General features: G+C 44.7%; 12 protein-coding genes and 1 tRNA gene. 4 read left to right on the top strand and 9 right to left on the bottom strand.

All coding sequences use genetic code 11. The features are described from left to right. Positions 1-29 precede the first annotated feature (29 nt). The 4 genes from ABD960_RS11110 to ABD960_RS11095 are packed head-to-tail and all read right to left on the bottom strand — an operon-like array spanning position 30 to position 4955. A complete protein-coding gene (locus ABD960_RS11110) occupies positions 30-1208 on the bottom strand; it encodes a DUF4861 family protein (RefSeq protein WP_345331225.1) in 1179 nt (392 codons plus the stop codon). A gap of 4 nt (positions 1209-1212) precedes the next feature. Continuing rightward, positions 1213-2406 carry a glucuronyl hydrolase gene (locus ABD960_RS11105; RefSeq protein ID WP_345331224.1) on the bottom strand — a complete coding sequence of 398 codons (1194 nt, stop codon included), beginning with the start codon at positions 2404-2406 and terminating at the stop codon, positions 1213-1215. Further along, on the bottom strand, positions 2403-3671 hold the full coding sequence (locus tag ABD960_RS11100; protein ID WP_345331223.1) for a BNR repeat-containing protein: 1269 nt from the start codon (positions 3669-3671) through the stop codon (positions 2403-2405). The genes ABD960_RS11105 and ABD960_RS11100 overlap by 4 nt, the downstream gene beginning before the upstream one ends. Before the next feature lie 57 nt (positions 3672-3728). Next, positions 3729-4955, bottom strand: coding sequence for a DUF2264 domain-containing protein (locus ABD960_RS11095; protein WP_345331222.1), 1227 nt, complete (start codon positions 4953-4955; stop codon positions 3729-3731). 266 nt (positions 4956-5221) lie between these two features. Between ABD960_RS11095 and ABD960_RS11090 the strand changes: the two genes are divergently transcribed. The 4 genes from ABD960_RS11090 (at position 5222) to ABD960_RS11075 (ending at position 8910) form a co-directional block, all read left to right on the top strand. Next, positions 5222-5929, top strand: coding sequence for an adenylate/guanylate cyclase domain-containing protein (locus tag ABD960_RS11090; RefSeq protein WP_345331221.1), 708 nt, complete (start codon positions 5222-5224; stop codon positions 5927-5929). A 97-nt stretch (positions 5930-6026) separates the two neighbouring features. Further along, the gene (locus ABD960_RS11085) at positions 6027-7547 is read left to right on the top strand and encodes a PepSY-associated TM helix domain-containing protein (RefSeq protein ID WP_345331220.1); all 1521 of its coding nucleotides are present in this window, start codon (positions 6027-6029) and stop codon (positions 7545-7547) included. A 161-nt stretch (positions 7548-7708) separates the two neighbouring features. Next, positions 7709-8413, top strand: coding sequence for an SGNH/GDSL hydrolase family protein (locus tag ABD960_RS11080; RefSeq protein ID WP_345331219.1), 705 nt, complete (start codon positions 7709-7711; stop codon positions 8411-8413). 11 nt (positions 8414-8424) lie between these two features. Next, positions 8425-8910, top strand: coding sequence for a hypothetical protein (locus ABD960_RS11075; protein ID WP_345331218.1), 486 nt, complete (start codon positions 8425-8427; stop codon positions 8908-8910). A 54-nt stretch (positions 8911-8964) separates the two neighbouring features. Here the strand turns inward: ABD960_RS11075 and ABD960_RS11070 are convergent, their stop codons facing one another. The 5 genes from ABD960_RS11070 to ABD960_RS11050 form a co-directional block, all read right to left on the bottom strand. Next, the gene (locus ABD960_RS11070; RefSeq protein WP_345331217.1) at positions 8965-9129 is read right to left on the bottom strand and encodes a hypothetical protein; all 165 of its coding nucleotides are present in this window, start codon (positions 9127-9129) and stop codon (positions 8965-8967) included. 17 nt (positions 9130-9146) lie between these two features. Continuing rightward, positions 9147-9587 carry a tetratricopeptide repeat protein gene (locus ABD960_RS11065; RefSeq protein WP_345331216.1) on the bottom strand — a complete coding sequence of 147 codons (441 nt, stop codon included), beginning with the start codon at positions 9585-9587 and terminating at the stop codon, positions 9147-9149. A gap of 68 nt (positions 9588-9655) precedes the next feature. Continuing rightward, a tRNA-Lys gene (locus ABD960_RS11060) sits at positions 9656-9728 on the bottom strand. A gap of 66 nt (positions 9729-9794) precedes the next feature. Then, positions 9795-11186 carry a M16 family metallopeptidase gene (locus tag ABD960_RS11055; RefSeq protein ID WP_345331215.1) on the bottom strand — a complete coding sequence of 464 codons (1392 nt, stop codon included), beginning with the start codon at positions 11184-11186 and terminating at the stop codon, positions 9795-9797. A gap of 4 nt (positions 11187-11190) precedes the next feature. After that, positions 11191-12501 (bottom strand): M16 family metallopeptidase, encoded by a 1311-nt coding sequence (locus tag ABD960_RS11050; RefSeq protein ID WP_345331214.1) that lies wholly within the window; start codon positions 12499-12501, stop codon positions 11191-11193. Positions 12502-12660: the final 159 nt, after the last annotated feature.

Raw genomic sequence — 12660 nt, 5'->3', positions numbered from 1 at the left:
TGCTGTTATTATATGTGGATATATTAGGATTATTTGGTTGTTACGATTAGCGGATGCGCCACAATTTCAGCTTGTTTCTTAAGCATATTCTCCCAATCGGAGCGGTTTTGTACATGGCCGCTTTTTTGCCAGGCAAAGCCGGCGTAGTAAGTTACCTTGCCCGATGGTTTGGTTAGTACCAGCAGGTTGCTTTGATCCGGCGTTTTAGTTTTATTGGCGAATGCTTTTTGAATAACTTTAGGATCAATAACAATCCCTTGGCCAATATAAACGCCATCAATCTGCTCGTGGTGACTAAAAATGCCTGCTTTTTCATCGATACCGGTTTGTCCCTCATTTCTATGCAAGGTGATGCCGACGGTATAATTGGGCAACGGCTTTTTAGACCGGTAAGCGATGACGAATTTACTGAAGTTACTACCCACATCAAGAGATATACGCTTGTTTTCGACGACCAAATACGGACCGTATGGTGCATACGTAAGTTCAAAAATAGTGCGCAATGGCCCTTCGGCTACGGTTTTATGTGTGACGAAATTTTTTGAAACCAGCAGGCTGTCATTAACCCAAACACCGGTTCCGCCGGTGCCACGGCTTGCACCCACATGGTAGGGGTCGTAACCTTCGCCATGGTCGGTATGATAAAAGCCCGGATCGGTGAGATAGCCATTATACCATTTATTGATCACTGGCGTCGTGGTACGTTTTAGCCAAAGATCAACACCGCTGCTCAGCGTGCCATTTTCCAAATGCTGCTCTGTACGCCTTTGAGCATCCGGACCATAAGTTCTGAAGGCTACACGGTCGTTCTCCCAGGCGTAATCATCTGTACGTTCGGGTACAAAACGCGAGTAAGCAATCAATTGGCTTTTTGGCAGGGCCAGGTTTTTATCTGCAAACAAAACAAAATCCGCTTTGCCGTTGGCGTTAACATTGGCTAAAAACAATAGCTCATCAGGCTTACCATCGCTGTCGTTGTCTACCCATTGAACGGGTTCAGGTTTGCCGGTTTGTTTATTTTTAATGCGGATATGCTGTAGCTGCTTTCTTTTCAAAAAGCCGGAGAGTTTTATTACATCAATGCTAACCACTTCAGTCCTGTCAAAACCAAGGGTATTGCTAACCGATACGTTTAATACTTGTTGAGCGCAGGCAGACTTATACAAAAAAATTGTGGCGGCAACCAGCAGGTACTTGGTTAATCTCATGGGCTTATTTTAGCTTTTTTAAACGCATAAGCGCTTCAATAAAATAAAAATCGCCATAGCTAAGCGGCACGTCAATCTCCGTTTTGTTCGGCATATTACCCACTCCGTGCTTTAATAAAAATCCACCGTTGGTGCCCGGTTCGGCAAAATATTCTTTACCTGATAAAGCTGTTAAAATGGTTTTTGCTGCCGCGATGTATTTGTTTGCCAGTTTCTTGTCTACATAGCCGCTTAACTCCAAAAGTGCCGACGCGGTTATTGCGCCTGCCGAAGAATCATGCAATGCATTCGGGATGCCCGGCGCCTGGTAATCCCAGTATGGTATCAGGTTTTTGGGCATCTTAGGGTGGGAGAGTATATAGTTGGCAATGCGGTTGGCTTGCTGCAAATATTTTTTGTCTTTTGTATCGCGATAAGTAGCGGTATAGCCGTACAGCCCCCATGCCTGCCCGCGGGCCCATGATGAGTTGTCGGCTGCGCCCTGATTGGTGATGCGTTTGGTAACCTTGCCGGTGGTAGTGTTGTAAACCACTTCGTGGTACGAGCTGTAATCGGGCCTGAAGTGATTGGCCATAGTTGTATTAGCATGGTTAATGGCAATGTTTTTATAGGTAGCATCACCACTAAACCTGCTTGCCCAAAACAGTAGTTCCAGGTTCATCATGTTATCTATAATCACCGGCATTTCATCGGCCCCGGCATGATTCCACGGAGAGCTGTCCCATGAGCGTATGCACTTAGCCGCCGCATTATACCGTGTAATTAATGATTTCGCACTCTGCATCAATACGTCTTCGTATTCCTTTTTAGGGCTTAACCGCTCCGCATTCCCAAAACTGCAATACATCATAAACCCCAGGTCATGGGTTGATTTATTGTATTGTTCCTTCTTCAGATCCTCTAAAAATGCCAGGGCTTCAGCCTTAAGTGCGGGTGCACCGGCCGCCTCATCTAGGTAGAGTAAAGTGCCGGGGTAAAAGCCACTGCACCACCAGTCAGATCCGCTGGTTTCGAGCTTATCGCCGTTTGCATGATAGGTTTTAGGGTATTGCCCGGGTTTCACCTTTTCGCTTAATAACTGATATTGCTTTACCGAGGCATTGAATATGACATCGGCGTTTTTAACCGGGTTATTTTGCGCGTAACCCGTCACAGTAGTTGCGATGGATAGCGCGGTAACATACAGGTGTTTTATCATTGCAGAAGATTGTTTATTTCGATAACATTTACAGGCTGCGTCGCCGCGTTTGCTTTACCCTCACCATCAACCTGAATGTTATTTTGTACAAATAGATGTAGTTGTTTTTCAGTTTTCCATAGTTCAGTATCGTAAGTAGGTTCCCAGGAGCCAACAGCTGCCGGGGTAACATCTTTAATGAGCCATTTATTACCGGCTATATTATCAGTTACCGCGATGGATGCTTTGCTGCCCCGTTCGTCATCCCTGAATATCAGCGCGGCCGAAAGTTTGCCCTTTGATCGCCAGGCAACAATCTGTGGCCGTGATATCGGGATGCTCTTTGTACCGAAGCCGTTGAGGCTAAAAGCCGTTTTTCTGAAGCCGAGGTTTGCAACCAACCAGCGGCCATTGTTCAGGTAAATAATATGGTATTGCGGTACAGAATCGCCTTTTTCACAATAATAGGTGGCAATGTACGGATTGCTTTTATAATCAGCAAACATGCTGGTTTGATTTATAAGCTGGCTTTGCTGCGGAATGCGGCAGGTATATTCAGCAGACGCAGCGGTGATGGGCAACTTATATTTTTCGCCCGTGGAGCGCTGCCAGGTTAGTCCGCCATCTTCGGATCGCGTATAACACATATCGTGGTTACTGGCCACATCAGGGCTTTCGCGCCATACCCATGATACATGGATCACGCCATGCTCATCAACAAAAGTTTGCCAGTAAGCGCTACGTTTTCCCTCACCATCAATCAGGTTGTTTTGTACGCGCAACCAGCGTTTACCTTTCAAGTCGTATTTATTGATGACCAGGCTACCATTACCCGAATGGCCGTTGCGGAAAAGAAATAAAAGATCGCCGCCCGGCAGGCGGTAAAATTCAGGATAGCTTACCAGGTTTTCATTTGTACCGGTCATTGGCCTTTTCTCGCCCAGTGCAAGCCCGCCCGGTTTTTTGCTGATGCAATAATTTAATGGTCCGTCATGATGGCCCCATGTTACATGCAGGTAACCTTCGCCATCAACCATTATACTGATGCTTTTATGCGCATCGGCCGCGTCTCCGGTGTATTGCGTACGCAAGGTTTGCCATTTTGCCGACCCAAGTTTTCTCTTTGCCAACACTACATGCTGGCTGGTATCATAATAAGCGGCAAATTGTTCGCCCTTAAAACTCACCAGCGAATTTTTGCGGAAGATGACAGTATTGATAGAGTTATTTGCCCAGCCATCAAAAGCTACAGTACTGGTTTGTGCCTGGCATAAAACGCATATCAAGCTAAATATTAGAGTTGTAAATAGGTATTTAAATTTAGTGGAAGACTTGTTCATAAATTATTTTTTAAGATCAAGCGCATGGTCTGCATCCGCGTTTTGGCCTGTCCAAATTTTAACTGATGTCCACGGTTGGGCAGGTGATGTCCAGAATTCATCATCGGCAGGTAAGCCCAGCGGTAAAAAAATAGCGGACGATATGTACAAGCTGCCGGTGGTAATGTAAAAGTCGGCGAGGCCCGGCTGTTGGCCATGTAAGCCTATGTTAAGCCAGCCGCTCTTATTAAAACTGCGCTCGGCAAGCGTTTTTTTAATAACTGCTGTAAGCGCGCATCTTACTTGTGCCGGTTTTAAATTTTCAGGCAATTGTTTTGCAAGCGAAATATTAGCCAGGTGATGAAACACACCGCTTCGGTAAACAATCGAACGGCCTAACGTGGGGTAGGTGCCGTCAGTATTAATCAGGCGTTCCTGTATCTGTGCGTAACGCCGGCCGGCTGCAAGCTCAAATTGCTGTTCTTTTTGATAGCGTTTATCATTGGTATTCAACACCTCCAAAATTGTACTCAAAAACGGATGGATCACGATGCTGTTATAATAATCCATATTAAACTGCATACCGTCTGAATACATGCCATCCCCAACGTACCAGTGTTGCGTAAACTCGCGGATGGCATATTCCAGCCGTACGGCATCGTAACTTAAACCGTATTTGTAAAAGAACGCCTCGATCATACCGCTAAATAATATCCAGTTGCTGTAAACCGGCACGGTTTCACGTGTAAGGGTAAAAGCGTCTTTAATTTGCTGCTTTACCTGCTCGCTGCTGTTTTGCCAAAGCCAGGGGCAGCGTATCAGCGCGTAAGCTACAAAAGAGGCGTCAACCAATGGTTGCCCGCCGCGCCATTGCATATAATCCTGAGCTCGCGGATTAACCGCATTAGCCATCGCTTTAAGCGCCCAGTCGCGATGTTGGCTGCGGAGTTTTTGTTCTGTAATGCTGCCGCCTTCTGTTTGTAACCAGGGGGATATGCCACATAATGCGCGGCCAAAGGCTTCCAGGTAAGCGACCTTTTGCCTCGATTCGCGGTTGTCGATCTTGTCGGCAAATTCAACCGGCATGACTTCCTTTAAGCGGTCGGCAGCAAGGTTTTCCATAACAGGCCGTGCCACTTTATCCATATATCGGAGCCATAATTCACGGTCAGCAACACCGCTTTTTGACTGTGCCAGAGCAGTATGACATAAAGCGTATAAAATTATTATGAGATACAAAAAGCCACGCATAAATTATTCAGATTGAAAGATCAGGCTAAAGCAAAGCTTATCTATTGGTTAAAATGCAAAGGCAAGTTAAACTTAAATCTTCATAATTGTTTAAACAACACTTTATTTTTAGTTTGCTCGAACGTTTAATAAAAGGTTTAAAGCGCTTTGCCATCGCATTGTCTGTTTTGCGTCAGCCGGGTATCAGGCTTTGTAAATAGTGCGTTTTGTTTAAAATGTTTTGCGGAGGTTTGCGTCATCACAGGTATACAGCAAACAAAACGGTTATGAAAAACGATCTGAACTTAGCGCTGCAAGGCTGCTGCCCGGCAATTATCCCCACTTTAACTAATGTAGTTGACACAGAGCAGGAACTGGCTATCTTGTTTTTAGATATCCGCAACTTTACCGGCTTAATGGAGTCGCAAAGCACACAGTCGGTGATACAAGTGGTGCGCAGGCTGTTCACCGGTTTCAATCAGATCATCAAAAATTTTAGCGGTAAGGTAGTTGAAGTTGCAGGCGATAACCTGTATGCTGTATTTGGCTTGCAAACCAACTTGCGCGAAGCTGTAAATAATGCATACCAAGCCGCGCGTACCATGTTTCAAACTATTGAATTATTTAATGACGCTTATGCGATACCCTATTACGGCAATCCGTTAGAGGTAGGGGTGGGCATACATTCGGGTAAGGTCTTCGTAGGCGAGTTTGGCCTTGATGCTCCTGCACAATTATCAGTAATGGGCTTGCCTGTGAACATAGCCGCCCGGCTGCAAGCTAAAACCAAGGAATTGAACAACGATATGCTGATATCTGAAGATGCCTTTGCCCACTTGGAAACCGCTGATGTTAAGTTTGATCAGCAAACTGTTCGTTTACAAGGCGTTCCGCATGGTCAGCAAGTACGTTTAGCGGGTAAGCCCTATGCTGCGCAAAATACATTACCTGCAGCAAACATGGATATGGATTACCTGCTGGCTATTGCCGGATAATATTTATACTCAGGTTATTGATAAGTAGAAGTATAAATGCTTTATTTGCACTTAATTTTTATTAAGTCTAAATAGTGTTAACTTCCTGTCAATTTAAATGAGCGGTAAAAAAACTTCCTGGGCATCACATCAAAAACGTTGGTTTGGTAAGTGGCATGTTTATCTGGGCATCATTGCCGGTTTTATCATCGCTTTTGTTGGCCTGACAGGCAGCATATTGGTTTTCAGGGAAGAGATAGATGCAGCGCTCAATCCGCAATTGTTCATCGTAAAACCAACCGGCAATAAAATTCCGCCTGCCGTTTTACTTCCAAGTTTTCAGCAAGCACATCCTGCCTATAAAATAAGTTATTTAGCTGCAGATGACACCAGCGCTACAGCCACTTACGAAGCGTATGACGCGGCTACTGGGCTGGAGATATTCATCAACCCATACACAGGCAGCGTTCGCGGTGTCAGAAAGCACGATTCCGGCTTTGTGGGTGTGGTGACAGAATTGCACCGAACTTTGCTTATACCCGTGGCCGGCAGGTATATAGTTGGCATGGCAGCTATTTGTTTGCTTATACTTACAGCAAGCGGGTTAAGGCTGTGGGTGCCTCAAAAGTTAAAACAACTTAAAGCCGCGCTTTTGATTAAACAGCGGGCAAGTTTTAAACGGCGGAATTATGATCTGCACCGGGTGGTTGGCCTATACAGTTCGCCGGTGGTGTTTGTGCTGGCGCTGACCGGCGTTTGCATTACATTTTCGGTTGTTGTTATCCCGATGTTATTTTTGTGCTCGGGTAAAAGTCCGCAAGGCGTTCAGCAATTGTTAGGTGCAAAATCGCACTACCAGGCAGGCGTTAAGCCGATACCGCTTACCGAATTGGTTAAGAAGGCAGAAGCCGCAATGCCTGGCGCTAAAGTTTTAGGCTATGCCGTACCTAAAGATACAACCGCCAGTTACCGGTTTGATATGATGAGTTCCGGTTTACCCCACAGCGGTAAACGCGAGATGGCCCTGCTCGATCAATATACAGGCAAGCTGTTACTCAATAGCCGTACTGATTTTCCGGAAGTTGGCAACGCTTATCTGAGTTGGCTCACGCCGCTGCACTATGGTACGTTTGGCGGTTTGCCAACTCAAATACTGGCTTTATTGGGTGGATCAATGCCGCTGGTTTTATTTATAAGCGGTGTTGTTATTTGGTGGCCACGGTTTAAAAAGCAGGGCGGTAAACAGGTGCAAAAAAACGCGTTACGTGTTGTTGTCGTATCAGAAACGTCAACAGATGATGACATGGAGAAGCGAACATCGTTTACCTTTCGTTTAAAAAGAGGATTTAAATATGCCTTGCTTTTTATAGGGCTTACCGTATTGATGGGGACGCTTTACGGCCTGATCAGCGGGCTACCCATACGGCCGGGACTGGCTGCAATGGCCTTTTTAACAACCTTAATACAGGTAAACCTTGCATTGGCCGTAGTTTGTTTTTTGATTTACGCGCTGCTGTTTTATCCGTTTGGCAAGCGCAGCCGCATATGGCCGGGCTACCTGGCATGGTCGTTACCGTTTGCGTTGGTTTACGGTTTATTTTACCATCTATGTTTTAATATGGGGCTGAGCATATTTTAAATTGGCAATACACTTATTAATGGTTAATTAAATCATAACGCTGGTATAAAAAGCATTGTCAATATAAAACGTATCTTTCCGGGAACTACTATAAATAAATTTTTCCTGATATGTGTGCTGCAACACGTCGATCATTTTTGAAAAGTGCCGCTCTATTAGGAGTGGCAGCCGAAATACCAACTTTCGTAAAAGCAGGGGCAGGACCTGCCGATAATAAGACACCTACCGATCTGAAAATACTTTTTCAGGGCGACTCCATAACCGACGGAAACCGCACCCGCGATAACGACTGGAACCATATTATGGGGCATGGTTATGCTTATTTAATATCAAGCCGTTTATGGTTTGACAACCCGGAGCGCAAGTTTCATTTTTTTAACCGTGGCGTGAGCGGCAATAAGGTGGTTGACCTGGCCAAACGCTGGCAAACCGATACGCTGGACATTGAATCCGATGTACTGAGCATACTGGTTGGCGTTAACGATGTGCTGGCCATGCTGCGCGGACACGAGGGCTTTACCGCCGATAACTTTGAAACTGATTACCGCAACCTGCTGAAACAAACTACCGAAGCCCTGCCCAACGTTAAGCTGGTAATAGGCGAGCCCTTTGTATTACACGTAGCCAAAGTAAATAAAATGTGGGATCAATGGCGTACCGAAACCGGCAAGCGCGCCGAAGTTGCTAAACAACTCGCCAGTGAGTTCAACGCCGTATTTGTGCCTTATCAGCAAGCCTTTAACAATGCCCTTAAAAAAGCCCCGGCCGATTACTGGATATGGGACGGTGTACACCCCATGCCCGCCGGCCACGAGCTAATGGCAAGGGAATGGTTGAAAGCGACTAAGGGGTTGGGGTTGGTGTAAAGTTTATCATTATGTTAGAAGCAGTTAGCAAGGACATAAATAAGGAGTACATTGCTGCGGTAACGGCATATGAGAAATGTATATCTGCAGATGTATTAACACCATTAGATTGTTATATTAATCTCGCTTTTCTTTATTGGGCATTTGCTTGCGAGCACATAGAATTTAATATTCCTAATAGTATCCCGGATGAATGGGGAACAGTAGGTAGTAAAAGGTGCTTTGAAATAATTGCAAAAGGTATATCGCTTTATCCTGATAGTGTTGAGGTACACTTTTGGCGACGTTATTTTAAACACAGATTATATCATGACGATTTTACAGAGCAAGAATGCAAAAATATTATAGAAAACTACAGCGATAAAAGTGTTGTGCCGTTTTTCTTCCTAAGGTTATTTGACAGGGCTAATTACAAAACGGAAATATTAATTTTGTTACAGCAGGCATTGGGAAACCCAACTGCTAAGAATTTATATATTAAATCTTTTCTGAATTAAATTATTTAACGCTTGTTATGAAATTAGTTCGACCCTTTCGTACAAAATATTAGATTATTTCGTTACTGTTTCGCTTAGGTTATAAATATAGCTTTGCTTCTTAAAGTTTTGATAGAAATAACGCTCAGATGCCAATCCGGAAGAAATTGCCGGATTTGTCGATATCCTTGCATCAAGCTCTTTTAATGCCGCTTCTTTTCCTCGTGTAAGCGCCAGCAATAATAAATACCCTCTGATTAAATTTGTATTTTGAGGGTTTTTAGTAAGATAAGTTTTAAATTTGATTGAGCCGCTTTATAGGTATAATTTGCAGAACCGGTTAAACCTAACTTCTCAAAAACGATGGCCTTTTCTACCAATATTGCAGGAGCGTTATTTGTTAGATAAGACACCTTCTGGAATACGTTCAGTTCTTCTTTATAACTTTTTTTATAATCATAAGCTAATGCCAAATTTCTGTATCCTAACAAATATGTCGAATCACATTTTATGGCTTTTTCGTAAAAATATATTGCTTTATCCAGTGCCAGTGTATCACCGTTTTGATAATTGGTAAGATATTCTGTGCCTTTAGTATTTATATTAATGCAGTCGGGATTTAGCTTATTAGAGGGGTTTTCATTGCAAGAACAACAAACTAACAGATAGCTTAAAAATATTATGTTTATATATTTCATACACTGATTATATAAAATCCGATCAACACAATAAAGGCCTTTCAGGTAATTCTGAAAGGCCTTACCGGTGACCCCGCTGAGGCTCGAACTCAGGACCCACAGATTAAGAGTCTGTTGCTCTACCAACTGAGCTACGGAGTCGTTATAAGGGTGCCCGTTTTTGGGCACCGCAAATAAACGATTTATTTCTTAAAATTAAAGGCAATGTTAAAAACCATCTGCCTTAATTTGCTTTTCGGTGACTTTACCGTACTTTTCGGAAATCTTCTTAATATCGGCTGATTTGCCTACCAGCACAAACTGCAGCTTATCCTTCGGGAAGTATTTGGCAATGATCTCCTTTGAGCGGGCAAGGTCGAGCTTGTCAACATTGGCCTGAAAATCATTAATGTATGATTCAGTGAAGCCGTACCAAAACATCTGCGTCAGCAGGTCGGCCAACTGCCCCGAGGTTTCATATTTCGGCGGGAACAGTCCTTTTACATAATTTTTTGCAGAGGTAAGCGATTTTTCATCCAGTCCTTTTTCATGCAGACGGTTCAACACTTCAAGAGCCTTATCAATGGCCGCCTCGGTTGTTTTGGTAGCCGTAAATGTCGAAATATAAAAGGTACCTGAGTTTTTCAGCGGGTTAAAGCTGCTGCGTGCGCCGTAGGTTAAACCGGAGTTTACCCGCAGTTCGTCGTTTAGCATCGAGGTAAAGCGCGCGCCAAACAGGGTATTTACAACGTCAATCGCTACGTAATCCGGGTTATCGCGCTTAATGCCAAGGCCGCCGATTAAAAAGGTGGTTTCGCGTGCATCTTCCTTGTTAACCAGTAAAACACGGGCTTCGGTTGGGGCGGTAACGGTTGCCGGTACGCTGATCTGTGCAGCGCCTTTGTTGTTCCATTTGCCGAAGTATCTGGTTAGCTTTTGTTTCATATCAGCAGCCTTGAAGTCACCAACCACCGCAATAGCCGAACGTTGCGGAATGTAGTTGTTGTTGTAAAAAGCTTTCAGATCGGCAGCGGTAAGTTTACCCACCGTTGCCGGGCTGCCGCTTGTGCTGTTGCTGTACACATGTGCGCCATAAATAAAATTATCCCAATAGGCGTTGATCACCTGTCTTGGGCTTTGCTTAGCCTGGTCTAAACGGGCCAGTACGCGTTCTTTTTCCTTGTCAAATTCAACAGCCGGGAAGGTTGGCGCGGTCAACACCTCGCTTACAATGGCCAAAACCTTATCGGTATTTTTAGCAGCGAATTTAGCGCTTAGTGAGGCATACTCTTTGGTGGCATAGCTGTTCAGGTCAGCCCCCACAAAGTCAAGTTCCTCTTCTATCTGGTTCTTGGTAAAACTTTTGGTGCCATATTGCAAACCCGCAGCGGTAAGGGAAGCCAGGCCATGCTTATCGCCATCATAAATAGCACCCGCAGGCAATACGGCTGATACACTGATCAACGGTATCTCGTGCTGCTCCATCAGGTAAACGGTGAGGCCGTTAGGCAGCGTAAATTTTTGGTAGGGCGGCACCTTAAATGCCGATTGCGCATGGGCGGTAATAGTTACTGCCAGCAATAGCAGCGCGCATATAGTATGTTTAAATATCGTTCTCATAAGGTTATTTTACGGTTGATTTGGCTACGCCGATGGTACGGTTGGTTTGTTTAAGATACTTGGCTGCCACGCGTTTAATATCGGCGGCTGTAACCTTGTTAAATTCGGCAGGTGCATCAAACAGCTTTTTATAATCGCCAAAAAATAACTCATAAGTACCCAGCGAATTTGCTTTGCCGTTAATGGTTTCCAGTTGCTTGTAAAGCTGTACCAGTTTCTGGTTTTTTACTTTTTGCAGCTCGCGGTCAGTAACACCCTGCGTAATGATCTTGCCGATCTCTTCGTCAATAGCCTTTTCAACCGCTGTTTCGTTTGATGTTTTGGCAACTACGCCATATATCATAAACAAGCCCGGATCGAAGCTCTCATCAAAGCTGGATGAAATGCTGGTAGCCAGTTGCTTTTTATCCACCAGGGCCGAATATAATCTGGATGAATTACCGCTTGATAAAATATCGCTCAAAATGCTCAGGGCATAGTAATCGCTGTCGCGCGCGGCAGGGGTGTGGTAGCCCATCAGCAGGTAAGGCACGGGCAGGTCTTTTTTAAATTCTACGCGGCGCTCGCCCAATTGCTCCGGCTCTTTCAGGTGAACTACCGGCGGCGCGGGTTGTGCCGGAATGGAGGCCATATATTTATCTGCCAGTTTTTTTACGTCGGCGGTTTTAACGTTGCCGCAAATAACTACTACGCAGTTATTGGGGGCGTAATAGGTGCGGAAGTAACGTTCCAGGTCTTCTTTCGTCCAGTTGTCAATGTCGGTTTGATAACCGATAACCGGCCAGTGGTATGAGTGCTCGGTAAAGGCGGTTGAATAAATGAGTTCGCTCAATTGCTCCCACGGACTGTTCTCCAAACCTGTACTTTTTTCAGACGATACTACACCGCGCTCGCTTTGTACCATTTTCGGATCGATGGTGAGGTTGGCAATGCGGTCGCTCTCCAGGTCGAACATGGTCTCCATAGCCGATGCCGGGAACCAGTCGGTATAAACCGTAACGTTTTGTGTGGTATAGGCATTGTTGGCGCCACCGTTAAACTCCATGGTGTTATCAAACTGTTTAGGGCCGAATTTTTTAGAGCCGTTAAACATCATGTGCTCAAAAAAGTGGGAGAGGCCGGTAATGCCCGGGTACTCGTTGCGCGAGCCTACACGGTAAAACAGGTACATGTTAGCATTGGGGATGGAGCTGTCTTCCATCACCAAAAATTTCATGCCGTTGGCAAGGGTAAAGGTGTTCACATCGGCCGGTTTGCTTTGCCCAAAAGCAAATGAACTGATGGCCATCACAACAGCGGGTAAAAATCGTTTCATGAAGTCAATTAAATAGAGATGCAATATAGCGGTTGGCGATTGATTTTATAGATATGTTAACAAATACTCCGTAATTGCTGTGAATGTGGCAAAAATAGATGCGCATTTGTCACGCGATTATAATAACTATACCTTGGCCATTGTAAACTCTTGCATAAT

Source organism: Mucilaginibacter defluvii (assembly GCF_039543225.1).
Lineage (GTDB): Bacteria > Bacteroidota > Bacteroidia > Sphingobacteriales > Sphingobacteriaceae > Mucilaginibacter > Mucilaginibacter defluvii.
The sequence above is the reverse complement of the archived record's forward strand: the minus strand, read 5'-3'. Positions and strand labels throughout refer to the sequence as shown.

Bases quoted from the DNA above. Each gene is read 5' to 3' on its own strand.
- ABD960_RS11110 (WP_345331225.1), bottom strand. From the start codon at position 1,208: ATGAGATTAACCAAGTACCTGCTGGTTGCCGCCACAATTTTTTTGTAT.
- ABD960_RS11105 (WP_345331224.1), bottom strand. From the start codon at position 2,406: ATGATAAAACACCTGTATGTTACCGCGCTATCCATCGCAACTACTGTG.
- ABD960_RS11095 (WP_345331222.1), bottom strand. From the start codon at position 4,955: ATGCGTGGCTTTTTGTATCTCATAATAATTTTATACGCTTTATGTCAT.
- ABD960_RS11090 (WP_345331221.1), top strand. From the start codon at position 5,222: ATGAAAAACGATCTGAACTTAGCGCTGCAAGGCTGCTGCCCGGCAATT.
- ABD960_RS11085 (WP_345331220.1), top strand. From the start codon at position 6,027: ATGAGCGGTAAAAAAACTTCCTGGGCATCACATCAAAAACGTTGGTTT.
- ABD960_RS11075 (WP_345331218.1), top strand. From the start codon at position 8,425: ATGTTAGAAGCAGTTAGCAAGGACATAAATAAGGAGTACATTGCTGCG.
- ABD960_RS11065 (WP_345331216.1), bottom strand. From the start codon at position 9,587: ATGAAATATATAAACATAATATTTTTAAGCTATCTGTTAGTTTGTTGT.
- ABD960_RS11055 (WP_345331215.1), bottom strand. From the start codon at position 11,186: ATGAGAACGATATTTAAACATACTATATGCGCGCTGCTATTGCTGGCA.
- ABD960_RS11050 (WP_345331214.1), bottom strand. From the start codon at position 12,501: ATGAAACGATTTTTACCCGCTGTTGTGATGGCCATCAGTTCATTTGCT.